At 60.8% G+C, this 23,808-nt stretch carries 23 protein-coding genes and 1 pseudogene; 17 read left to right on the top strand and 7 right to left on the bottom strand.

All coding sequences use genetic code 11. The features are described from left to right. Window positions 1-4: 4 nt before the first annotated feature. Window positions 5-496, bottom strand: coding sequence for an acetolactate synthase small subunit (ilvN, locus tag E2K99_RS08775; protein WP_008327594.1), 492 nt, complete (start codon window positions 494-496; stop codon window positions 5-7). 1 nt (window position 497) lies between these two features. After that, on the bottom strand, window positions 498-2,216 hold the full coding sequence (locus E2K99_RS08770) for an acetolactate synthase 3 catalytic subunit (RefSeq protein ID WP_121039121.1): 1,719 nt from the start codon (window positions 2,214-2,216) through the stop codon (window positions 498-500). Window positions 2,217-2,760: 544 nt separating this feature from the next. Here E2K99_RS08770 and E2K99_RS08765 point away from each other — a divergent pair. From E2K99_RS08765 to E2K99_RS08745, 5 genes are all read left to right on the top strand, one after another. Continuing rightward, window positions 2,761-3,339 carry an RNA polymerase sigma factor gene (locus E2K99_RS08765; protein ID WP_039786760.1) on the top strand — a complete coding sequence of 193 codons (579 nt, stop codon included), beginning with the start codon at window positions 2,761-2,763 and terminating at the stop codon, window positions 3,337-3,339. Beyond that, complete coding sequence (locus E2K99_RS08760; RefSeq protein WP_121039118.1) at window positions 3,336-3,743, top strand: DUF3619 family protein; 408 nt, start codon at window positions 3,336-3,338, stop codon at window positions 3,741-3,743. Before E2K99_RS08765 ends, E2K99_RS08760 begins: the two co-directional genes overlap by 4 nt. A 4-nt stretch (window positions 3,744-3,747) precedes the next feature. Beyond that, window positions 3,748-4,620, top strand: coding sequence for a DUF3106 domain-containing protein (locus tag E2K99_RS08755; RefSeq protein WP_134221989.1), 873 nt, complete (start codon window positions 3,748-3,750; stop codon window positions 4,618-4,620). 259 nt (window positions 4,621-4,879) lie between these two features. Then, window positions 4,880-5,404, top strand: a complete 525-nt coding sequence (locus tag E2K99_RS08750) for an RDD family protein (protein ID WP_134221988.1) — start codon at window positions 4,880-4,882, stop codon at window positions 5,402-5,404. Between the two features lie 96 nt (window positions 5,405-5,500). Continuing rightward, window positions 5,501-6,430, top strand: a complete 930-nt coding sequence (locus tag E2K99_RS08745) for an esterase/lipase family protein (RefSeq protein WP_034334485.1) — start codon at window positions 5,501-5,503, stop codon at window positions 6,428-6,430. 108 nt (window positions 6,431-6,538) lie between these two features. On the opposite strand, the gene E2K99_RS08740 is transcribed toward E2K99_RS08745, so the two are convergent. Continuing rightward, on the bottom strand, window positions 6,539-6,886 hold the full coding sequence (locus tag E2K99_RS08740) for a hypothetical protein (RefSeq protein ID WP_134221987.1): 348 nt from the start codon (window positions 6,884-6,886) through the stop codon (window positions 6,539-6,541). A gap of 124 nt (window positions 6,887-7,010) precedes the next feature. Beyond that, a complete protein-coding gene (locus E2K99_RS08735) occupies window positions 7,011-7,856 on the bottom strand; it encodes a ferritin-like domain-containing protein (RefSeq protein WP_134221986.1) in 846 nt (281 codons plus the stop codon). Between the two features lie 152 nt (window positions 7,857-8,008). On the opposite strand from E2K99_RS08735, the gene E2K99_RS08730 reads away from it, so the two are divergent. The 4 genes from E2K99_RS08730 (at window position 8,009) to E2K99_RS08715 (ending at window position 10,107) form a co-directional block, all read left to right on the top strand. Further along, window positions 8,009-8,533, top strand: a complete 525-nt coding sequence (locus E2K99_RS08730; RefSeq protein ID WP_134221985.1) for a gamma carbonic anhydrase family protein — start codon at window positions 8,009-8,011, stop codon at window positions 8,531-8,533. Between the two features lie 20 nt (window positions 8,534-8,553). Further along, window positions 8,554-9,483: an Hsp33 family molecular chaperone HslO gene (hslO, locus tag E2K99_RS08725; RefSeq protein ID WP_134221984.1), complete on the top strand. Its 930-nt coding sequence runs from the start codon at window positions 8,554-8,556 to the stop codon at window positions 9,481-9,483. A 105-nt stretch (window positions 9,484-9,588) separates the two neighbouring features. Next, on the top strand, window positions 9,589-9,789 hold the full coding sequence (locus E2K99_RS08720; protein WP_134221983.1) for a hypothetical protein: 201 nt from the start codon (window positions 9,589-9,591) through the stop codon (window positions 9,787-9,789). A gap of 9 nt (window positions 9,790-9,798) precedes the next feature. Beyond that, window positions 9,799-10,107 carry a type II toxin-antitoxin system RelE/ParE family toxin gene (locus tag E2K99_RS08715; RefSeq protein WP_205703765.1) on the top strand — a complete coding sequence of 103 codons (309 nt, stop codon included), beginning with the start codon at window positions 9,799-9,801 and terminating at the stop codon, window positions 10,105-10,107. 8 nt (window positions 10,108-10,115) lie between these two features. Here E2K99_RS08715 and E2K99_RS08710 read toward each other — a convergent pair whose 3' ends face one another. Further along, complete coding sequence (locus E2K99_RS08710; protein WP_034334494.1) at window positions 10,116-10,838, bottom strand: pseudouridine synthase; 723 nt, start codon at window positions 10,836-10,838, stop codon at window positions 10,116-10,118. A 1-nt stretch (window position 10,839) separates the two neighbouring features. Then, a complete protein-coding gene (locus E2K99_RS08705) occupies window positions 10,840-11,667 on the bottom strand; it encodes an RNA methyltransferase (RefSeq protein ID WP_134221981.1) in 828 nt (275 codons plus the stop codon). A gap of 318 nt (window positions 11,668-11,985) precedes the next feature. Here E2K99_RS08705 and E2K99_RS08695 point away from each other — a divergent pair, with 318 nt between their 5' ends. The 5 genes from E2K99_RS08695 (at window position 11,986) to E2K99_RS08675 (ending at window position 16,448) form a co-directional block, all read left to right on the top strand. After that, window positions 11,986-12,783, top strand: coding sequence for an inositol monophosphatase family protein (locus E2K99_RS08695; RefSeq protein ID WP_034334500.1), 798 nt, complete (start codon window positions 11,986-11,988; stop codon window positions 12,781-12,783). A 95-nt stretch (window positions 12,784-12,878) separates the two neighbouring features. Further along, window positions 12,879-13,403 (top strand): VOC family protein, encoded by a 525-nt coding sequence (locus E2K99_RS08690; RefSeq protein ID WP_134221980.1) that lies wholly within the window; start codon window positions 12,879-12,881, stop codon window positions 13,401-13,403. Window positions 13,404-13,433: 30 nt separating this feature from the next. After that, a complete protein-coding gene (locus E2K99_RS08685) occupies window positions 13,434-14,189 on the top strand; it encodes an alpha/beta fold hydrolase (RefSeq protein WP_134221979.1) in 756 nt (251 codons plus the stop codon). Between the two features lie 172 nt (window positions 14,190-14,361). Continuing rightward, window positions 14,362-15,900 carry a DEAD/DEAH box helicase gene (locus E2K99_RS08680; protein ID WP_134221978.1) on the top strand — a complete coding sequence of 513 codons (1,539 nt, stop codon included), beginning with the start codon at window positions 14,362-14,364 and terminating at the stop codon, window positions 15,898-15,900. 62 nt (window positions 15,901-15,962) lie between these two features. Then, on the top strand, window positions 15,963-16,448 hold the full coding sequence (locus E2K99_RS08675; protein WP_121039088.1) for a GNAT family N-acetyltransferase: 486 nt from the start codon (window positions 15,963-15,965) through the stop codon (window positions 16,446-16,448). Between the two features lie 100 nt (window positions 16,449-16,548). Here the strand turns inward: E2K99_RS08675 and E2K99_RS08670 are convergent. Next, window positions 16,549-16,710 (bottom strand): annotated as a pseudogene (locus E2K99_RS08670) (arginase family protein); the annotation flags it as partial. Window positions 16,711-16,997: 287 nt separating this feature from the next. Here E2K99_RS08670 and E2K99_RS08665 point away from each other — a divergent pair. From E2K99_RS08665 to E2K99_RS08655, 3 genes are read left to right on the top strand one after another with little or no spacing between them, the layout of a single operon-like run. Then, entirely contained in the window at window positions 16,998-19,796 is a 2,799-nt protein-coding gene (locus E2K99_RS08665) for a type VI secretion system Vgr family protein (protein ID WP_134221977.1), read from the top strand. Between the two features lie 19 nt (window positions 19,797-19,815). Further along, the gene (locus E2K99_RS08660; protein ID WP_134221976.1) at window positions 19,816-22,131 is read left to right on the top strand and encodes a T6SS effector phospholipase Tle3 domain-containing protein; all 2,316 of its coding nucleotides are present in this window, start codon (window positions 19,816-19,818) and stop codon (window positions 22,129-22,131) included. Further along, the gene (locus tag E2K99_RS08655) at window positions 22,128-23,801 is read left to right on the top strand and encodes a type VI lipase adapter Tla3 domain-containing protein (RefSeq protein WP_134221975.1); all 1,674 of its coding nucleotides are present in this window, start codon (window positions 22,128-22,130) and stop codon (window positions 23,799-23,801) included. Before E2K99_RS08660 ends, E2K99_RS08655 begins: the two co-directional genes overlap by 4 nt. The last annotated feature ends 7 nt before the right edge of the window (window positions 23,802-23,808 follow it).

The raw sequence follows: 23,808 nt of genomic DNA, 5'->3' as shown, positions 1-23,808 counted from the left end.
TCGATCAGATCTTCAGGATCCGTTCGCCGCGGCCGATGCCGGAGCCGCCGGTACGGACCGTTTCCAGGATCGCGGTGCGATCCAGGGCGTCGATGAAGGCGTCCAGCTTGCTCTTGGCGCCGGTCAGCTCGATCGTGTAGGTCTTCTCGGTGACGTCGATGATGCGGCCGCGGAAGATATCCGCAGTGCGCTTCATCTCTTCCCGTTCCTTGCCCACTGCGCGCACCTTGATCAGCATCAGTTCGCGCTCGATGTGCGCGCCTTCGGTCAGATCGACGACCTTCACCACCTCGATCAGGCGGTTCAGGTGTTTGGTGATCTGTTCGATCACATCATCCGAACCCGAGGTCACGATGGTCATGCGCGACAGGGTCGAATCTTCGGTGGGTGCAACGGTGAGCGTTTCGATGTTGTAGCCGCGTGCGGAGAACAGGCCCACGACACGGGACAATGCGCCGGCTTCGTTTTCCAGCAGCACAGAAATGATATGGCGCATGTTAGAGATCCTCCGAACCCAGCAACATTTCAGTCAAACCCTTGCCCGCCTTGACCATCGGCCAGACGTTCTCGGTTTGATCCGTGATGAAGTTCATGAAGACCAGCCTGTCCTTCATGGCGAAGGCTTCGCGCAGCGCGCCGTCGACATCGCCCGGTTTCTCGATTTTCATGCCGACGTGGCCATAGGACTCCGCCAGCTTGTTGAAGTCCGGCAGCGAATCCATGTAGGACTCGGAATAGCGCGAACCGTAGTCGATCTGCTGCCACTGGCGCACCATGCCCAGGAAGCGGTTGTTCAGGAGAATGATCTTGGGCGTCAGGTGATACTGCTTGCAGGTCGCCAGCTCCTGGATGCACATCTGGATCGAGGCTTCGCCGGTGATGCAGGCGACCGTCGCATCGGGGTTGGCCATCTGCACGCCCATGGCGTACGGCAGGCCCACGCCCATGGTGCCCAGGCCACCGGAATTGATCCAGCGGCGCGGCTTGTCGAAACCGTAGTACTGCGCGGCCCACATCTGGTGCTGGCCGACGTCGGAGGTGATGAAGGCATCGCCCTTGGTCACTTCCCACACCTTCTGCACCACGGATTGCGGCTTGATGAATTCGTCGGAGGTAGCGAACTTCAGGCAGTCACGCTTGCGCCATTCGTTGATCTGCTTCCACCAGGCATCCAGCGCCGCGCCGTTCTGGCGGGTCTCGGCTGCATCCAGCTGCGAGAGCAGTTCCTGCAGCACGTCCTTGACGTTGCCCACGATGGGGATGTCGACCTTGACACGCTTGGAAATCGACGAGGGGTCGATATCGATATGAATGATCTTGCGGGCATTCGAGGCGAAGTGCTTCGGGTTGCCGATCACGCGGTCATCGAAGCGCGCGCCGATGGCGATCAACACGTCGCAGTGCTGCATGGCCATGTTGGCTTCGTAGGTACCGTGCATGCCGGGCATGCCGACGAACTTGTCGCTGGACGAACGATACGCGCCCAGGCCCATGAGCGTGTTGGTACAGGGATAGCCCAGGCGATCGACCAGCTTGTTCAGCTCGGGCGAGGCATTGGCCAGGATGATGCCGCCGCCGGTATAGATCATCGGACGCTCGGCCGACAGCAGCAGCTGCAGCGCCTTGCGGATCTGGCCCGAGTGGCCCTTGTCGACCGGCTTGTAGGAACGCATTTCCACCGCCTTCGGATACTCGTAGGCGCAGGTATGCATGGTGATGTCCTTCGGGATATCGACCAGGACCGGGCCGGGACGGCCGGTGGTGGCGATAAAGAAGGCTTTCTTGACGGTCTCCGCCAGGTCCTTCACATCCTTCACGAGGAAGTTGTGCTTCACGCAAGGGCGGGTGATACCGACGGTGTCGCACTCCTGGAACGCGTCCTGGCCGATGGCGGTCGACGGCACCTGGCCGGAGATCACCACCATGGGAATCGAGTCCATGTAGGCCGTGGCCAGGCCGGTGACCGCATTGGTCACGCCGGGGCCGGACGTGACGATGGCCACGCCGACTTTCTGCGAGCTGCGCGAATACGCATCAGCGGCATGCACGGCGGCCTGTTCGTGACGAACCAGGATGTGCTGGAATTTGTCTTGCTTGAAGATTGCGTCGTAGATATAGAGGACGGCGCCACCAGGATAGCCGAAGACGTGCTCAACACCTTCTTCAGCGAGGCAACGGACGAGTATGTCCGCGCCGGTGAGTTGCTCAGCACTCATGCTGCTTCCTTTCAAGGTCCATTGGAAATTGATCGGATGTTCTCTCCTGACGGAATCGCATTCGTCGTCTTGCCGGCAGCATCCCTTTATTGTGCGGTCACGCCGTTTCTGCGCTCCAACCGTAGTGGAGTTTGAAACGCCGCTCAACGCGACTCGTTCAGCCTTGGTACAAATCGACTTCTACAGATTCCTCGCGCTTGTGGCACGGGTTAGAACAAACAAGCTTTAAACCTATAAAGCGTTTCCTCGAACCGGCACGACCTTATGTGAAGCACCGGCAAGGAACAAAAACGCCCCAGATGTGGGAGGCGGGAAACAGGACAGTAATGCGTTGCATCATTTTGGTCAAGCGAATTCCTGTGAAATCGTTGCCAATACTCGCGTTCGCTGGGGCCGCCGAGGATAAACTTCAGGACAAAGAGGACCATTTTTGCTAGCATTCGGTCTGCTTTTTGACGATTTCTTGCATTTTTCGCATCTACGCCGGCCAGGATGCAGGTTTTTAACTGATCTGACCGGTGACCCATCCGGCACACCGTATTGCATGGCAACTGACAAAGAACTCTCCGATTTTCTTGAAAGTGTCGAACGCCGCGCCTTCAAACAGGCGGTGTATGCCGTGCGCAAAGATGAAGCCGCGTTGGACATCGTTCAGGATGCAATGATCAAGCTGGCCGAGAAATACGGCGACAAGCCAGTCGATGAACTGCCGATGCTGTTCCAGCGCATCCTGCAGAACACCATTCATGATTTCTTCCGCCGCGAAAAGGTGCGCAACACCTGGGTGAGCCTGTTCTCCAGCTTCGGGGGCAATGGCGGCGACGGCGAGGGCGGCGACGATTTCGACCTCCTGGAAAGCCTGGAATCGGAGGACGGCTCTCAGGCCGCCGAATCCAGCGCAGACAAGGTCGAGCGCGAGCAGACGCTGAACCTGATCGACGCCGAAATACAAAAGCTGCCAACGCGTCAACGGGAAGCATTCCTGATGCGTTACTGGCAGGACATGGACGTGGCGGAAACAGCCGCCGCCATGGGTTGCTCCGAAGGTAGCGTCAAAACCCATTGCTCCCGCGCAACGCACGCGCTGGCTCAAGCTCTCAGAGCCAAAGGAATCTCATTATGAACAACAAGGAAATGCAATTCGCCTACAAGGTGAAGCTGGCGCTTGACGCCAATCTTGACAACCTGTCCGACGACACCTTGCAAAGCCTGTCGGCCGCGCGTCGCGTGGCCTTGGCGCGCAAGAAACAGGCCCCGATCCACAAGCGCGTGGAACAGCAGGCGCTGGCTGGCGCCTTCGGTGGCGCCATGATGTCGCCCGAGAAACCGTCGTGGTGGAGCCGCCTGGGCGTGGCGGCACCGCTGCTGGTGGGCATCATCCTGTTCGCCGGCATCTATCAGCATGAAAACGCCAAGCGCGTGAGCTACCTGGCCGACATCGACGCGGCCGTGCTGTCCGACGAGCTGCCTCTGTCGGCGTATCTGGATCATGGTTTCAACGCTTTCCTGGCTGAAAAGGGACAATAAGACGATGCACAAGACCACCGGCACTCCTTTGAAGGCTTCCGTCCGCCTCTCGCGCATAGCGCTGGCGCTGGCGGTGCTGGCCGGTGGTTTGAGCTGCGCCTGGACCGTGGCGCAGAACGCGCCCTCCACAGCAGCGGCACCGTCGGCCACGCCCGCCACACCTGCACCAGCCGCCAGCCCTGCCGCAACGGCACCGGTGGCCGGCACACCCGGAACAGCTGCAGCACCTGCGGCACCGGCCGCCACCCATGCCAGCAAATCCGCCGGCAGGTCCATAGCACGCAAGCCCGAGAACAAGCTGGCCTGGGCCAATCTCTCGCCCGCCCAGCATCAAGCGCTGGAACCGCTGACCGGCGAATGGCCGCGCATGAGCGAACTGCAGAAAGAAAAATGGCTGGAAATCGGCAAGCGCTACGCCAAGATGAAGCCGGAAGAACAGCAGCGCCTGCATGAACGCATGCGCGACTGGGTCAAGCTGACCCCGGCCGAACGCAGTGCCGCCCGCACCAATTACGCCCGCGCCAAGAAGCTGGATGCGGAAGAAAAGCACGAGCAATGGACCAAGTACCAGCAACTGTCTGAAGAGCAGAAAAAGAAACTGGCCGAGTCCAAGTTGCCCAAGCGCGTGGCCAAGCTGCCGACCTCGCCGTCGGCCGCCGCACCGACCATCCAACTGCCCACCGAGGCGCTGGATCGCTCTCTGCCCGTGACACCTGCTCAGGTCCCGGCTCCGGCGGCGGCTCCCGCGCCGTCTCAGGTGCCTGGCTCGCAAGCCACGCCAGTGCCGGCGATTGCACCGACTGCCGCGCTGCCAACGACCGTGGCCGTCAGCGCTGCGGTGACTCCTGTGGCAAGCACCACCAGCGACGGCAAGTAAGCCGGCCTCTTCCGCTCCGCCTCCTCCGCCCGATTGATTGAGACCGCCCCTTGGGGCGGTTCGCATTTCTACCCTCGTCAAGACCGTCCGTGAAGCCGCAAAGGCCTACCTCCCCTGCCAAGCAGGCTTGCCCCTTGCTCTGCCTCAAGCCTTCACATAGGCAAGCGCGCCTGATTGCATTACCATCTGCCGGCCACAGCGTGCACGGTGTGCGCTGCTTCTTCATTCCACCCTAGCCAGAACAGAACAAACAGGAACCATGCCGGAATTCACCACGCCCTCCCTGCGCCGCCGCATGAGCAGCATGCTGTACGAATCCATGCTGCTGTTTGGCGTGCTGTTCATGTCGGGCTGGCTGTTTTCCACGCTGCTGCAGCAGCGTCATGCCCTGTATCTGCGCCATGCACTGGAAGGCTGGCTGTTCCTGGTTCTGGCGATCTATTTCGTCTGGTTCTGGACCCATGGCGGCCAGACCCTGGCGATGAAGACCTGGCGTTTCCGCGTGGTCGACCGCGACGGCCAGCCCTTGCGGCTGGGACGCGCGCTGTTGCGCTTCGTGCTGGCCTGGCTGTGGATCCTGCCGGGCCTGGCCCTGGCCTCGCTGGCAAGGGGCCAGGCCTGGTTGCTGGTGCTGATCCCCGCCGCCAACCTGCTGTTATGGGCCATGACGTCGCGCCTGGATGCACAAGGACAATTCCTGCACGACCGCCTGGCCGGCACCCGCCTGGTCGACATCACGGCCCAGCCGAAGGCCGCCGGCAGCACGGCCGAGGCCAAGTCATGAAGCGGACATGAGCGCCTCGCCGCGCTCTGTTATGCTCTCGGGCGAACGCATGCAGCCGCATGCCCTTGGACCTGATCGCCTCCGACCGACGCCCGCATGATTTCACGCATCTCCAGAACCCTGCTCCTCATCCAGTTCGGCATCGCGATCCTGTTCTACTTCCTGCTGCGGCATTTCGACTGGCCCATCCTGGCCGCAGCTGCCGGCGGCGTACTCATCGTATTGCTGCTGCGCGCCCAGATCACTGCCAACAGCTTCTTCCTGACCTGGCCCTATCGCGGCCGCACCTCCAACCCGGTGACCATCACCTGGCTGCAGATCGCCACCCTGTTCCTGCGCGAATTCCGCGCCACCATGCTGTGTTCCTCGTGGGGCATGCCCTTCCTGCGCTTCGACCAGTTCAGCTATCCCGACACCACCTCGCTGCCGGTGCTGCTCATCCACGGCTACGGCTGCAACAGCGGCTACTGGCGCTGGCTGAGCCTGGAACTGCGTGAAGCTCACATCACCCACTATGCGCTGGACATGGAACCGGTGTTCGGCAGCATCGATGAATACGCCCCGCTGGTGCATGCCGCCGTCCAGCGCGTGCTGGCCGAGACCGGACAAAAGAAGATCGTCATCGTCGCCCACAGCATGGGTGGCCTGGCCGCGCGCGCCTACCTGCGCGACCACGGCTGCGACAGCGTGGCCCGCGTGATCACCCTGGGCTCGCCGCACCATGGCACCGCCATTGCCAACTTCGGCATTGGCATCAACTGCGGTGAAATGAACTGGCTGGGCCGTTATGAAGAAGGACGCAGCAGCGAATGGCTGCAGAAGCTCGCGGCCACCGAAGAAGCCGATGCGCTGGGCCACATCGTGTCGATCTATTCCCACCACGACAACATCGTGTCGCCGCAGACCTCAGCGCATCTGGAGGGTGCCTGGAACATCCCGGTCATCGGCATTGGCCACGTGGCGCTGGCGCTGGAACCGTCCATTCACAAGATGGTGATCGAACTGATCCACAACGCCCGCGACTGACGCAGGCGCTCGCGGACCCCGCAAAGCAAAATGCCGCCCCGGCACGAAGCGCGGGACGGCATCTCGGTGACAACCAGGACGCAGCCACCGGCTGCACCCTCAACGGACTTACTTCTTGGAAGCGTCCTGGAGCTTCTGCCCGGCCTCTTCCACCTTTTCACCGGTCTTCTGCGCCAGATCCTTGGCACCTTCCTTGGTCTTTTCGTAGGCTTCCTTGGCGTCGGCCTTGGCCTTGTCCAGCGCGCCATCGAGCTTGGAGCCGGATTCAGCGGCCTGATCCTTGGTCTGGCCGGTCACTTCATCAAGCTTCTTGCCGGCATCCTGCACGGCACCGTCGATCTTCTTGCCCAGCGCTTCGGCCGGACCCGGTTCTTCCTTCTTCTGGCAGGCCGCCAGCAGGGTAATGGCGGCCACGCTCACAGCAACACCAGCCAGCAGTTTGGACATCTTGTTCATGTTCTCATCCTTTCCGTTCATATTTGACGATCCCGATCTGTCGGGATTCGAGGTGAAGATAGCACAGCAGCATGTGTCGGCCTGCCGCTGCCAAATTTGCTTACATTTCTTGCAAATCCGTCGATCATCGCGAAACATCGCTGAACATCAGCATTTCCTCTTCCGAAAAGCCGGCCGCGCGCCGCGCTTCCAGATTGAAGGGGCCACGCAAAGGCGGTGCACGATGGCGCTGACACAATTCGGCGAAAGTCGTCACCGGGTCCAGCTGGCGCTGCTCGCACAGCCAGTTGAACCAGCGATTGCCGATCAGCACATGACCGACTTCGTCACGCATGATGATGTCCAGGATCTCGGCGGCCGCCAGGTCGCCCGCCTGCGCCAGCTTGGCGCGTACCGGCGGGGCGGCATCCAGCCCGCGCGCTTCCAGCGTGCGCGGGACCAGGGCGATGCGGGCCAGGACGTCATCCTTGGTAGATTCAGCCATGTCCCACAGGGCATTGTGGGCGGTGAAGTCACCGTAGTCGTGACCCAAGGTCCTCAGGTGATCGGCCAGCAAGCTGAAGTGATAGGCTTCCTCATCGGCCACCTGCAGCCAGTCATCATAGAACTCGCGGGGCATGCCGGCGAAGCGCCAGACCGCATCCAGCGCCAGGTTGATGGCATTGAACTCGATATGCGCCAGCGCATGGATCAGTGCTGCCCTGCCCTCTGGCGTGCCCATGGAACGATGCTTCACCTGCAGCGGAGAAACCAGCTCGGGCCGCGCCGGGCGGCCAGGAATGCCGCTGCCGGATTCGGCGGCGGCCAGGTCATCGGTTTCCAGCGCTAACTGATCGGCCTGCCAGGCGGCACGCAAGGCCCGCACGGAACTGCACTTGACGGCGGGATGCATTTCTTTCAGGCAAGACAACGCGGCGCTACGCACGTGGGTGAATGAAAAGACTTCATCTGGGGACGAGACGTGATCCAAGGAACTGACTTTCAGGGAAGGTAAAATACGCGGTTGAGGACGCCGGCTTTGCCACCATATGAAGATAAATGTCCAATCTTGCAAGACAAGGACAAGGCAAACAAGCCCGGCACCATCCACCGACCAGCAGGTAACGAGGAGACAATTTTATTATGGCGATCTACCAATTGGCGCAGGACATTCCCGAGATCCACGAGACCGCCTTCGTGGCCGAGTCGTCCACGGTGGTGGGCAAGGTCAGGATGGAAGCCCATTCCAGTGTCTGGTTCAACGTCGCCATCCGTGGCGACAACGAGCTCATCACCATTGGTGAGAACAGCAATGTGCAGGAAGGTGCGGTATTGCATACCGATCATGGCTATCCGATGGTGATCGGCAAGAACGTCACCGTAGGACACCAGGCCATGCTGCATGGCTGCACCATTGGCGAGGGCGCGCTGATCGGCATCCAGGCGGTGGTGCTCAACGGTGCCCGGATCGGCAAGAACTGCCTGGTCGGAGCCGGTGCCCTGGTGACCGAAGGCAAGGAGTTTCCCGACAACTCCCTGATCATCGGTGCACCTGCCAAGGCGGTTCGCCAGTTGAGTGAAGAAGATATCGCGCGCATGCGGGCTGGCACCGACAGCTACGTGCAGCGCGCGCAACAGTTCAACACCCAGCTCAAGCGCATTGCCTGAGCGGTCAAGCAAAGGAAACGATGAAAGACACGCTGCAAAAATTCCTGGTCGACAACGCGCCCGTTCGCGGCGAGCTGGTCGAGATTTCGGACACCTGGCGCCAGGTGCAAGCCCGCCGTGACTATCCGGTCGCGGTGCGCACGCTGCTGGGCGAGATGCTGGCGGCGTCCGCCCTGCTGTCGGCCAACCTGAAGTTCAACGGCATGATCGTCATGCAGATCCATGGCGACGGCCCGGTCAAGCTGCTGGTGGTCGAGTGCGACTCCGAACTGCAACTGCGCGCTACCGCCAAGCTGTCCGATGATGCCGAGATCGCTGACGATGCAACGCTGACCGATCTGGTCAATGCCAATGGCAACGGCCGCTTCGTCATCACCCTCGACCCCAAGGACAAGCTGCCCGGCCAGCAAGCCTACCAGGGCGTGGTCCCGCTGGATGGCGAGAGCGTAGCCACCGTCATCGAGAATTACATGCTGCGCTCCGAACAGCTCGATACCAAGCTGTGGCTGGCAGCCGATGAAAAGGTCTCGCGCGGCCTGCTGCTGCAGAAGCTGCCGTCCATCGGCGGCAATGCGGCCCCGACCGTCAAGCCGGAAGGCGAGCTGGAAGACTGGAACCACATGGTCATGCTGGGCGATACCCTCAAGCGCGAAGAACTGCTTTCCACCGATATCGCCACGCTGATGCATCGGCTGTTCTGGGAACAGACCATCCGCGTCTTCGATCCGGTGCATCCGCAATTCCACTGCTCCTGCTCGCGCGAGAAGGTTGGCAACATGCTCAAGATGCTGGGCCAGGAAGAAGTGGCTGAAGCCTTGTCACAGATGGAAAAACTGGCCATTGACTGCGATTTCTGCGGCCAGCATTACGAGTTCGATGCGGTGGACTGCGCCCAGCTGTTCGTGGCCGATGTGGGTGGCGCGAGCGAGGCGAGCGACGCGCGGCATTGAATTGATGCGAGGGGATGGGCAGAAGAAATTCGGTAAAAACGGAAAGATCACCCTCGCGGCAATCTTGGGCGACGATCCGGCAATCGCCACGCCTATAATCGCCAGATGACTTCCCATACCCGCCCCCTCGCCGACAAGTATTCCCAGGCCCGTGAAGCCGGCCCGTCTGCCCTCGGCCCGCAGACTCAAGAAGAGCAAAGCCTTCTGGCGCTGATCGAGGAAGGCCTGCACGCCAGCCCTTCCATCGATATCGCCATCGACGACCTCGCCAGTCAACTGCGCGAGCGTATCCGTACCAAAGCTTGATGGTTGCGCATGCGCATCCGCCTGTCTCTGGTCGCGCAACGCGACATTCTCTTCATCTCCGATTATTACGCTGAGCTTTCGTCTGCCTTGGGAGAACGTTTCAACGACGAGCTCACCCACACTCTGCACAACCTGACCCGGCAACCCGGCATGGGCTCACGACGCTATGCCCACCTGCTGCCGGATCGTTCGCTGCGGATGTGGCAGCTGGATCACTTCCCTTATCTTCTGTTTTATCGCGTGCAGGATGAAGTTTTCAGTCTTCTGCGGGTGCTGCACGAGCGGCGCACCATGTCAGCAGAAGCGCTGCGCCACTGAACTGTCGTTCACTCCGCATCCGGCACCAGCAAGGCCATCTGCTCCGCATCCAGATAAGTCCACTCCCCTTCTTCCAGTTCCAACGCCTCCAGCTGCAAGCCGCCGATGGCGGTACGCCGCAAGGCACTGCAATGATTGCCGGCGGCGGCGAGCATGCGCTTGACCTGGTGATACTTGCCCTGCTCCAGCACGATTTCCAGCAGGTTCTCACCCAGTTGGCGGCAACGGGTCGCGGCCAGCGGTGCCGGCTCATCATGCAGTTGCACACCGGCCTTCAGTTGCGCGATCAGGGCCTCGGTCACCGGCTCGGCGGTGGTGGCGGCATACACCTTGGGTACGTGGCGCTTGGGCGAGGACTGCGCGTGAATGAAAGCACCATCATCCGACATCAGCAGCAAACCGGTCGTATCGTGATCCAGCCGGCCCACCGGCTGCACGTCGCGCCAGGTGAACTGTTCCGGCAGCAGCGTCAGCACGCCCGGGTGGTGGCTGGGCTTGCGCGAGCATTCGATGTTCTGCGGCTTGTTGATGGCGATGTAGACGTGCTCGCGGTATTCCCACTCTTCCTCGAAGATGGTCAGCACCAGGCCATTGGTATCGGGTGTGGCGCGGTAATCATCCACTACCTCGCCATTGATGGACACTTCACCATCCTCGATGAGCTCGCGGCAATATTTGCGCGAACCAAAACCCTGCGATTGCAGGATGCGGTCCAGGGTCAGCTTGGCCATGTCAGCCTTCTCCTTGTTCGTTTTGTTCTTGCCGGCCGGCCTTGGCCTGCTTCGGTTCCAGTATCTGACGGGCGATGCCGCGCAGGATGTTGACCTCTTCGGTCTCCAGCTGGGCGCGCGAGAACATGCGTTTCAAGCGCGGCATCAGCTTCTTGGGATTGTCGGGATTGAGGAAATCGATGGCCACCAGCGCCTGTTCCAGATGCGCGAACATGCCCTCGATCTCGGCCACGCTGGCACTCTGCCCATGGAAACCCACCTCGCCCGGCGCGCGTGCATCGCCACTGGTCTGCATGGGGCCACCCTGCAGTTCCAGCTCGGTCATGCGGCATTCATAAGCCAGCACCTGCACCGCCTGCGACAGGTTCAGCGAGGAATAGTCCGGATTGGCAGGGATATTGAGCAAGGCATTGCACTTCTGCACCACCTCATTGGGCAGGCCAAACCGTTCATTGCCGAACAACAGGGCGGCATTCAAGCCGGTATCACGCGACAGCTGCCCCGCCAGCTCGCGCGGCGAGACCACCGGCGGCGAGAATTCGCGCAAACGGGCACTGACGGCAGCGGCGAAGTTGCATCCCTGCAACGCTTCTTCCACGCTGCCGACGATGCGTGCATTTTGCAACACATCCAGCGCACCACTGGCGAAGGCAATGGCTTCATCTTCCTTCACCGCGTCCGGAAAGCGCGGATTGACCAGCACCAGCTCCGAAAAGCCCATGGTCTTGATGGCCCGTGCGGCCGAGCCAATGTTGCCGGGACTGCTGGTATTGACCAGCACGAAACGCAAACGGCTGAAAAGAGATTGTCCTGACACTTGCTTGTTCATTTAAAATAGCGGGATTCGCGCCCCAGGATCAGATGTTGGCAAAACGCCAATATTGCAGCAAGGCTGTCAACCCAGGTCGACTTTGTTCGCCGACTTGACCGACGCCACTGCCCCTGGACTGCCTGGCAAACCCGCAAGCATAACAGCCGCGGGCGGCGCAACGCTCATTAATTTCATCGTCGCACTGGTTTGACTGCCGGGTTTCGCCTGGCCAGCTGTTCCGCATGCTTGTCGCGGAAGGCTGGCTGGTCGGCCATGGCGACGATGAGCAACGCAGCCATCGTCTTCGGTGGCCGCAATTTTAACGGAACCATCGGAATGATCATCCCACCCATGCTCAATACGGCGATCAAGGCAGCCCGCCGCGCCGCTACCATCATCAACCGCGCGTCCTTCGACGTGTCGCTGCTGAAAGTGTCGAAGAAGTCGCACAACGACTTCGTCACCGAGGTGGACAAGGCAGCCGAGGATGCGATCATCGACGTGCTCAAGAACGCCTACCCCGACCACGCCATCCTGGCCGAGGAATCGGGTGCGTCCGACAACCTGCACGATGAAAACGAAAACGTCTGGATCATCGATCCCCTGGACGGCACCACCAACTTCATCCACGGCTTCCCGCAGTACTGCGTCTCGATCGCCCTGCAGCAGCGCGGCATCATCACCCAGGCGGTGGTCTATGACCCGACCCGCAACGACCTCTTCACCGCCTCCAAGGGTGCAGGTGCCTACCTGAACGAAAAGCGCATCCGCGTGGGCAAGCGCGACAAGATCGCCGATGCCCTGATCGGTACCGGCTTCCCCTTCCGCGATCTGGATGGCCTGAACGAATACGTCAAGATGTTCAAGGTCATGACCGAGCACAGCGCCGGCCTGCGCCGTCCGGGTGCCGCTGCCCTGGACCTGGCCTATGTGGCCGCCGGCCGCCTGGACGGCTTCTTCGAGAAGGGCCTGAAGCCCTGGGACATCGCCGCCGGCTCCCTGCTGGTGACCGAAGCGGGCGGTATCGTGGGCACCTTCAAGGGCGACTCCGACTATCTCTACAAGGGCGACGTCATCGCCGGCAGCCCGAAGATCTTCGCGCAGCAAGTGAACCTGCTGTCTGAATTCGCCTGATTCAGCCGGATCGTTTCTCCTGCAACAAACCGTCTCCTCATTGCGTCCGGCATTGCTGCTATAGTGCGGCTACCGGCGCAGACCGAGGAGACGACATGAACCTTCCTTCCCAGCAAGCCAGCAACGACCAGGCCACTTGCGCGTTGCCACCCGGCTACCACAGCGTCACCCCCTACCTGATCGTCAAGACATCCGCCGAGGCCATCGCCTTCTACCGGCGTGCTTTCGACGCGGCCGAGATCATGCGGCTCGACGGTCCGCACGGCAAGGTCTGGCACGCAGAGATCCAGATCGGCAATGCCCGCGTGATGCTGGCCGACGAACATCCCGAACTCGGTTTCCTCAGCCCCCAGACCCTGGGCGGCGCAGGCGTGAGCCTGCTGGTCTACGTGGCCGATGTCGATGCTGTCTTCAGCCAGGCGCTGGCCGCAGGTGCAGTACAGCTGCGCCCCGTTCAGAACCAGTTCTACGGTGATCGCTCCGGCACGCTGCGCGATCCTTTTGGCCATGTATGGTCGATCGCCACGCATATCGAAGACCTCAGCAATGAAGAAATCTGCGCGCGCTCGCGCGAGATGCTGGCGCGCCGCTGCAAGAAGCTGGCCGACGAGAAGAACTGACCCAACCTGACCAACCCTGCACGCATACACATGCCCTTTGCCCTCAGCGACCACCGCAAGATCCACTACCAGATCGAGGGCAACGGCCCGCCCCTGCTCCTGCACCACGGTTTCACCAGCAGCCTGGAAGCCTGGCGCTTCTTCGGCTTCACGGAGGTGCTGCGCGAGCATTTCCAGGTCATCCTCTTCGACGCACTGGGCCACGGTCAAAGCGACAAGCCGCACGATCCCGCCGCCTATACCCAGGTGCAGCGCTGCCGCGATGCCCTCGCGGTGCTGGATGCCGCCGGTATCGAGCGCGCCCATTTCTTCGGTTATTCGCTGGGCGGCTGGGTCGGCTACGGCCTGGTGCGCCATGCGCCGCAGCGCCTGCGCAGCCTCATCCTGGGCGCAGCCCATCCCTATGAAGATCGCAGCTGGGATGGATTCCATGGCATCGACGGACGCGATCCGGAGGCCTTCATCGCCACCTTCGAAGGCCTGCTCGACGAGCAGATCTCGCCGCAGGTGAAGATGCTCATCCGCGCCAACGACCTGGTGGCACTGGCCGCTGCCGCCCAGCAGCCGCGCCCCTCGCAGGAAGACCTGCTGACCCGCATGGACCTGCCCTGCCTGCTCTTCTGTGGCGATGCCGATGCGCGCCATGCGGCCGTCCAGCGCACGGCGAAGCTGTTGCCGCAGGGTGAATTCGTCAGCTTGCCGGGGGTGACGCACTTCGGCGGGCTGATGCAAAGCGCGCTGGTTTTGCCGCACGTGCTGCGCTTTTTGGCGCAGCAACAAGGATGAGCTGAGCCTCACGCTTCCTCAAAATAATTCCCTTGGTGCGCGGGCTGCGCTGTTATACTGCGGCCTGCGCGGCGTATAGCCAGTCAAGTCCGCGCCCTCCTCAAGTTCCAACCCGTTTGCCTGCGACTGGCGCCCTCACGGGGCCACAGGCCAAACCCAATTTCAGAGTCTCATGTCATTTTCCGCGCTCGGCTTGTCCGACGAAATCGTTCGTGCCGTTTCCGAACAAGGCTATACCTCCCCTACCCCGATTCAGGCTCAAGCCGTTCCCGCCGTACTTTCCGGTGGTGACCTGCTGGCCGGCGCCCAGACCGGCACCGGCAAGACCGCCGGCTTCACCCTGCCGCTGCTGCAACGCCTGTCGGCCATGCCGCGCCAGAAAATCAACGGCCACCTGCCCATCCGCGCGCTGATCCTGGCGCCCACCCGCGAACTGGCCGCCCAGGTCGAAGAAAGCGTGCGCCAGTACGGCAAGTATCTGCCGCTGACCTCCGCCTGCATCTTCGGCGGCGTCGGCATCAATCCGCAGATCACCCTGTTGAAGCGCGGCGTCGACATCCTGGTGGCCACCCCTGGCCGCCTGCTGGACCACATGCAGCAAGGCACCGTGAACCTGCAGCACATCCAGATCCTGGTGCTGGACGAAGCCGACCGCATGCTGGACATGGGCTTCATCCGCGACATCCGCAAGGTGCTGGCCGCCCTGCCGCCCAAGCGCCAGAACCTGCTGTTCTCGGCCACCTTCGCCGACGAGATCAAGAAGCTGGCCGACAGCCTGCTGAACAACCCGGCCCTGATCGAAGTGGCACGCCGCAACTCCACAGTGGAAGTGATCACCCAGAAGATCCACCCGGTCGACCGCGACAAGAAGCACCCGATGCTGGCGCACCTGATCAAGACCCACCAGTGGAAACAGGTGCTGGTCTTCACCCGCACCAAGCACGGCGCCAACAAGCTGGTCGAGCAACTGGCCCGCGACGGCATCACCGCCATGGCAATCCACGGCAACAAGAGCCAGTCGGCCCGCACCAAGGCCCTGGCCGAATTCAAGGACGGCAAGCTGACCGCCCTGATCGCCACCGACATCGCTGCCCGTGGCATCGACATCGACCAACTGCCGCACGTGGTCAACTATGACCTGCCCAACGTGCCGGAAGACTACGTCCACCGCATCGGCCGTACTGGCCGCGCTGGCGCCACCGGTGAAGCCGTGTCGCTGGTCTGCGTGGATGAACGCGACCTGCTGCACGACATCGAGCGCTTCATCAAGCGCGAGATCCCGGTCGAAGTGATCGCCGGTTTCGAACCGGACCCGACCGCCAAGCCGCAGCCGATCCAGCTGCGCAGCGGCCAGGGCCGTCACCAGAACGGTGGCGGACGCGGTGGCCAGCGCAGCGCTCCGCGCAAACCCGCCGGCAACGGCAATGCGGCGGCACCGAAGCCGGCTGGCGGCAACGCCGGCCATGGCCAGGCAGCCAAGCCGCGCGCGGCAGCCAATGGCAATGGCAACGGTAACGGCAATGCCGCCCGTGGCCAGGGTGGACGTGGCAATGGTGGCGGCAATGGTGGCAACGGCGGCAACAATGCCAACCGCGCACCCAAGCCGGCCAATGCCAATGGCCAGCCGCGCAGTGCCGGTCAGCCGCAACGCCAGGGTGGTCCGCGTCCGTCGGCCCTGACCCATGGCGGCCAGCGCGCAGCCGGCAAGTAAGCAGGCTTCAAGCCGCTTTCCGGGCAGCATCGTTCATCGTCCATCACAAGAAAAGGAAAGACATGAGTGTGACCGTCATCAAGGCCGACCTCGGCAACGCTGCCCACGCGGCAGCGCTGTTCGAGACCCTCAATGCCTACGCTTCCGACGCCATGGGCGGCGGCAAGCAGCTCTCCGGCTACGTGCGCGAGAACCTGGCCGCCGAGCTGAAGAAACGTCCCACTGCCCATGTCTTCCTGGCCTTCGATGGTGAAACGCCAGCAGGCCTGGCGACCTGCATCGAAGGTTTCTCGACCTTCGCCTGCAAGCCGCTGCTGAACCTGCATGACCTGGCCGTGATGCCTGCCTATCGCGGGCAGGGCGTGGCCAAGCTGCTACTGGCGGCGGTCGAGGACCAAGCCCGCCAACTGGGCTGCTGCAAGCTCACGCTGGAAGTCCTGGAAGGCAATGCCGTGGCGCGTTCGCTGTATCGCGCCTGTGGCTTCGAGGGTTACGAACTCAAAGCCGAAACTGGCAAGGCCATGTTCATGCACAAGCCGCTGGCCTGAACACTGCCCGCCTGATTGCCTCAAAAAAAATGCCCGCATCAACCGATGCGGGCATTTTGCTTTTTGGCCTGAAACTTCACATCCCATCCACCCTGCTGACTCAGGCGCGGTATTTCACGCCCGGCAGGATGCACAACATTTCATAGGCCAGATTAGCGGCCACCAGTGCGGTGGTCGCGGCCTGGTCATAGGGCGGCGACACCTCGACCACGTCGGCCGGGACGATGTCGAGCCCCTTGCAGCCACGGATGATCTCCAGCCCAAGCCCATGGATATCGCCGGGCAGACAAGCCTGCACCACCCGCTCGGGATCCAGCAAACTTTGTTCGCAGGCACGCCGAAAAGACATTCTGTGCACGACCCAAGTAAAAATTTCAGTCAGCACACATCCGAAGTGAAACCTTCTTCAGATTCCCATGGTCTGATAAGCGACCTTTGATGAGCTTTGTGCAACATCGTTCGTCCCTCGCGTCAAAAAATTAAAACTATTGCAATTGGGAGCGCCACCATGGCGACATCATTCATTCCCGCGTCGACCGGAGCCGCGCCATGAATCTGGCCGACGCATTGCAGGCATTTGCCTCCTCCGCCCTGAACCAGAGCAACCGGGCCATCCGGCTGCACTGGGGCAAGGCGCAAAGCACGCTGGAACAGGTGCTGGTCGTACAGCGGATCGACATCCGGGAAGGCCTCTACACGGGCATCGAAGGACATCTGACCTGCCTGTCCACCCGCTCCGACCTCCCCCTTAAAACCTTCCTCGGCCTGCCGGTGGCGGTGCGGCTGGTCACGGATCGCGGTGCCCTGCACGAGATCTGCGGCCTCATCACCGATGCCCGGGCCGGGCAATCCGACGGTTCGCTGGCGACCTATCAGCTGACGATCCGCGATGCCTTGTCCGTCCTGGAGAGGCGGGTCAACACCCGCATCTTCCGCAGCAAGAGCGTGCCGGACATCATCGACACCCTGCTCAAGGAATGGCAAACCCGAAGCCCGGCGCTGGCCCGCGCGTTTGATTTCGACCTGGCCGCCATGGATCGCAGCCGCTATCCCCAGCGCGAGATGACGCTGCAGTTCAACGAATCCGATGCCGACTTCATTCGCCGCCTGTGCCGCCGCGAAGGGATTGCCTGGTTCACGGCCGCCGGCAAGCGCGCTCAGGAGGCGGCCTCATCCGGCGATGCCGGATTGCCGATCCACACGCTGGTCTTCTGCGACGATCCGATGAAACTGCCCCAGGCCAGCGCCGGCATCGTGCGCTATCACCGCGAGGCCGCAACGGAAGAGCGCGACGGCATCACGCTGTGGTCGGCCTCGCAGCACATTGTTTCCGGCAGCGTCCAGCGCGCCAGTGCCGACTACAAGCACGGCGCGATGGATCAGTCCTCGCAGGTCAGCATCCTCGACCAGGGAGAGGCCGGCAATGACCTGGCCCAGCTGCTGTCTGACAGCTTCATCGACGTGCCGCATGCGGCCGACTCCAGCGACGACTACCAGCGCCTGGCCACCGCCCGGATGCTGTCGCACGAACTGCGCGCGGCCAGCGTCGAGGGCAGCAGCGGCGTGCGTGACCTGGCCGTGGGCCGCTGGTTCGAGCTGACGGGCCACCCGGACGTCAGTCAGCTGCCGCCGGAACAACGCCAGTTCATGGTCACGCGCCTGCATCATCGCGGCCAGAACAACCTGCCCAAGGCGCTCAACGAACGGGCGCAGCTCCTCTTCGACAGCAGCCGCTGGAGCAGCGGCCTGCCCGATCTCATCACGCAGTCGGCCACCTCCGCCACGGAAGAGACCCGTTATCAAAACAGTTTCAGCTGCGTGCGGCGCGGCGTGGCCCTCACGCCGACCTATGATCCGCGCATCGACCTGCCGCGCGTTCATCCGATGACGGCACGGGTGGTCGGTCCGAAAAACGAGGAGGTGCATTGCGACGAACTCGGCCGCATCAAGGTCCAGTTGCTGGGCCTCAATCCTGAGGATCACGCGCACGCCCAGGGCGCGGGCACCAGCGGCACCGATGCCGACAGTGCCTATGTGCGCGTGAGCAGCAGCTGGGCCGGCAATGGCTATGGCCACGACACTTTGCCGCGTGTGGGCATGGAGGTTGCGCTGGATTTCCTGAACGGCGATCCGGACAAGATGTTCGTCACCGGCGTGCTGCACAACGGACCGAACAAGCCGGCCACCTTCAGCCATGCGGGCGGCTTGCCGGGCAATCGGTTTTTGTCGGGGATGAAGACCAAGGAAATCCAGGCCAACCGCTACAACCAGTTGCGTTTTGACGATACGCCCGGCCAGATCAGCAGCCAGCTGGCCAGCGAACATGCGGCCAGCGAACTGAACCTGGGCTACCTGACCCAGCCGCGCACGGACGGCAACGGCCAGGCGCGCGGCGAAGGGGCCGAGCTGCGCACCGACGCTGCCGCCTCGCTGCGTGCCGCGCAGGGCATCCTGCTGACCACCTATGCGCGCAACAAGGCAGCGGGACAGATGCTGGATCGCGACGAACTCAACGAACTGCTAGGCCAATGCACCGAACTCTTCAAGTCCCTGGGTGACTATGCCGGCCAGCACGGCGGCCAGGCGGCCGACAGTGGCGGCCAGAGTGCGCTGGCCGGAGCATTCCGGAACTGGGATGCGGGCAGTACCAATGGTGGACAGGACAGCGCCGCCTCTGCCCCTTCTGCCGCGCACGCCATCATGGCCTTCGGCGCGGCCACGGGTTCGGTGGCGGTGACGCCCAAGACGCAGCTGAACTATGCCGGCGAGAACATCGACCAGATCGCGCAACAGCATCTGCAACTGATGAGCGGCCAGCGCTTCAACGCCACGGCGGGCCAGGGGATGCAGCTGTTTTCTCGCGGCACCGGCATCCAGGCGATTGCGGGCGAAGGGCCGGTGCTGCTGCAGGCACAGAACGCCGCGCTGACTGCCAATGCGCAGAAGGGCGTGAAGATCAGCACCAACGAGAACGAAGTCCTGATCACCGCGCCGACCATCCGCCTGGTGGCGGAAGATGGCAGCTACATCAAGATCGGTGGCGGCGTGACCATGGGGACCCAGGGCGACATCAAGCTGCTGTCGGCGTCCCATCAGTGGGGCGGTCCCTCGACGCAGCAAGCGGCCAAGACCAGTTTCAGCAATGCGCCGACGGATCAGCGTTTCCGTTTGCATTATCCGGGCGAGTCCGCCGAGACCGCGCCTGCTGCGGCCAATCAGTCTTACCGCATCACGCTGGACGATGGCCGGGTGATCGAGGGCAAGAGCGATGCGAACGGGCTGACTGAATTGGTCAAGGATGATGCCATGCGCATACTCAAGATCGATATTTTGAAACCTGCGTTATAAAAAGGAACAAGGAATCATCATGGGCGATAGCAACGATGCCAACCATGTCGCTGCCAGCGGTGCAGCGGTCTCCCACGCCAACCGGTACAGTGACCGGCCGATAGAAGTGCCGGCAGACCTGCCGGGGATTGTTATCTTCATTCATGGGGTCAATGATCCGGGGGCGGTGTATTCCTTTGTTGAGGAAGGGCTTTGTCAGGGGCTTAATGAGAGATTGGATCGGCGGGATTTGAAGGCGGGGAGTTATGGAGAAAGCTATAAAAATCTCAAACAAAAAAAAGATCCTAATGTGGTCGATGCAAAGATATTGGCTGATCCAGACACCTTTCTTTATCAGCGCAAAGAAATTACCAGCAAAACCAAAAGTGTCTTCATCCCGTTTTATTGGGGCTATCGCGCCAGCGACGATGAAATTGCCCGGTTTGATTCCAAGGGAAAAAGCAATACAGATAAAATCCGTGGTGGCACGGATGATGGTCGCGGCTTCCTGACAATGCGTGGACAGTATCAGGACCTGCAAGGCAACCGCCTCGACAAGAACTTCGGCAAAGGCGGGGGCTTTTTCGCCAATGCGACCAACAATATTCCCGACATGTATGGCCAAGGCTTCAGAGCGGACAGAGCGGCTCGAACCGGGACCCGACTGGCCCTGAGTGCGGGAACGCTCTATGCCGCTGACGGACCTGATCGTCGCTATTTCGTCATGGCTGCTACGCGCCTGGCCCGGCTGATCAGGCTGATCCGATCTATCGAGCCCTCGGCACTCGCCAAAGGAAAAAACAAAGTTCCTGGAAATGAGACGATTACCATCATGGGCCACAGCCAGGGGACGATCCTGACCCTGCTGGCCCAAGCCATCCTCAGAAAGGAAAATCAACGTTGCGTAGATTGCGTCATCATGGTGGATAGCCCCTATAGCCTCTACCAGACGCCAGACTGCAATCAAACCGGCCAGGCAAAGCTACAAACGCTGATCAACATCGTCAACGAGGTTACGAGCGCACCTTACCGGTTGCCTGACCTGGCAGATCTGCTGATCACCAACTGCGAGTCTGGTGGACGGGCCGGTCCAAAATGGAAGCCATCAGCGGGGAGTCGGCTGGACAAAAGCGGCAAGCAGTGGGTAACTTTCGACGAACGCGATAACCGGGGCAAGGTGTATCTCTACTTTTGCCCGGAGGATACCGTGGTCGGGATGACCAAGGTTCATGGGATAGGAACGTTTGGAATTCCGGATGTAGTGCCAGCAGACGGCACGGCAAAAACACAGCAAAACAAAAAGAGTATGGATGCCATGAAGGCTTTGGCAAAACATGGACGTTTTCTCCAGAGAATGTGGACGCGTATGGAGCGTATCGATCCAGCAGACGGGAAGAGAAAGAAGGTACTGGTCGGAACCAAGCCGGGATCAGTGCCGGTTCGCGAGATAGCGGAGCGCCTGAACCCTGGACCGGCAGATGGGATTTCAAACGCAGCGAATAACCTGTTCATGCAAGATAAATTCATCCCGGCAGAAATGCGCTACATCAACGGCGAAGAGCTCAAGCCGCCATGTGAACCGGACCTGTATGGCGGCGAGATCAAGGGCCGCAAAGGAGGACCAGACCGTTGGGGAAACGACCGCATCGGCATGGCAGAACCGGATGATGTGACTCAGAACGTCATTCTCGGGAATCAATACGCCAGCATGAAGTGGAAGCAGATGGACGTTACCAATGACGTGGGTTATGACCTGGAAAAGGCCAAGAGAGATTTCAATGCAAAAAATCCGTCCATAGATGATCAGGCCCATCACTGGCGATTGCAGCCCATTCTATCCAATACATTGGCCATGGGACCCGTCAGCTACACGGTAGAGCGCGAGGAGACCCCCAATGAAGCACGCAAGAGAATGAAGAGTGATGAGGATGTCTACCAGGCCAACAACTATCACTCGGCCATCTTGCACGCAACGGAGAACCAACGATGGGTAACGGCGATGGATGTGGCGATTGGGCAGGCAGTGACATTGGATGATCCAGTTTGGCGTGAATTAATCTTGGCAATCGCAGACTGGAAATTAAGCCCATACGTCTATTCCACTATTCTGGCGAATCGAGCATACAAAGAAAAGCTATCTCAGGAGAACAAGGACTTTATAACGGCATGTAAGGACTATTACCAATCCGGCACGTTCCCCGCTGAACGTTTTGTCTCGATGGCGATGCCCGATCTGGTGGTAAATGAACTGACAGATGAGGCACTAAAGGCTCAGTACGAGAGCATGGAACCCGATATACGCTTTTATCAGAATCAGGTGGGAACAGCGTTTGGCAACTTGGGAAATATGCGATGAGGCCCCGTATTTGGCCTTACTTGGCCGCATTTTTATTGATGGCACTTCTGTGGAGTGCCTACATCATGACTGAGAGTTACCATCAGTGGCAAATAACAGGACAGGAAACGATGAATATGGGAAGCAATATTCGGAACGGAATCTTAGGTGCACTCGGCATTGCTGTTGTAGCGTTTGTGGGAAATTTGGCATGGATGCATGGCACATCGAGTGCCGCAGCAACGGTTAGCGCACAACCACAGGTCTCTCCAGTGACAACGGAAGCAACTCTTTCCGGGGCAAAGAAGATACTCACCCAGACGGGAAATAAGTTTGTGTTGGAAGTAAGAGGAATGGGCGTCGTCGTCGGCGAAGATACAGACGAGGAAATATGGCGACTTATTGAGAAAAAAGCCAACAATCATGAGAGTTATCGCTCAAAAAATCCGGACGACTACTCGAATAGTGCTGACGAACGCTTATCCAAATTGGGTGTTGTCACTAGTGTTTCTCTTGAAAGGGGCGCTCGGCGTGCTGTCGAACAATGGCCCATCCCCGTCATCATCTGGTATCCACCAAAGGCGAAGGACGGAACACGGCCAGCTGCAAACCTGGCGGGCCTGCGTCAAATGGCAAGCCTTGGTGTGACCTTGCTCTTGTGGCAGGAAGACGCCAATACCGATGACGGCGCAGCGATGATAGAAAAGCTGTTCGCCTTTTTTGATACTCATCCAGATGCGCCCGCAGCGCTGATCTTCAGTACTGACGGATCCATGCTTCGAACGCTGATTGAGACACCCGGCCGTATTGACACGCCAAAGATCGGCCACGTCATTCCCGCGATGCCCGATAGTGTCGCAGCCTTCCTGGTCACGCGCTCGGACCGGGTCGACAATTTAGTCCGCCCCTATGCTGTCAAGCAGACTGCCAACATCAATAAAAACGACACCGAGTACGACATCGTCAAGCTATGGAATTTCTTCTGGCGAAATAGCCACGATCAAGGCCCGGACAGTTTCAATGCGTATTTCATCAAGAAAGAAAAGGAAGCCGGGGTCGCCAATCCTTCGGCCATCGGTGTCATGTCCGCAAAATGGTGGCAAGAAAAATTACCGGAATTATGGAAGACCATCAGCAACCAAGGCCCCGGTGACTTCAAGCCCTCTCCCTACCTCCCGGTGCGCTGGACCAACTGGCAAGTCGAGCAATTTGACGATGCTCCCCTGCTCGGCTATCTCCATCGCCCAGTCGACGTAAAACTCACCGACGACAAAGGCCAACCGCTGAAAACCGCCCTGCAAGCAGCCGCCCTGAAAGCCGGCTGGGAAGCCGCCATCGCCGGCTTGCCTGAAGCCACCGAACCCAAACGCGTCTTCTACGACACTACCGGCAACAAGCAATGGGTCATCCCGCTGAACCAGGCCTTGATGCAAATGGGTGCCTCGGCTCCGCATCCAGACGAGGTCAAGGAAGGCTACGACATCGGCGCACGCATCGGCAACACCGGCACCAGTTCACCCATGGTGCAGATCGGTCTTGGCCTGATCGCCAGCTATCACCAGGGCGGTGCGAGTGCGACGGTGAACCGCCGCCCGAACGGCATGGCCAGCATCATCATGGTCAGCCCGCCGGATGAAACCACCAAGGCTACGTGGGCCAAGACGCACGGTGGCCGGAGCCCCTTTGAATGACATCACC

The sequence above is a fragment of the Herbaspirillum huttiense genome, from assembly GCF_004367745.1.
Lineage (GTDB): Bacteria > Pseudomonadota > Gammaproteobacteria > Burkholderiales > Burkholderiaceae_D > Herbaspirillum > Herbaspirillum huttiense.
This window is presented reverse-complemented; position numbering and strand designations above follow the sequence as displayed.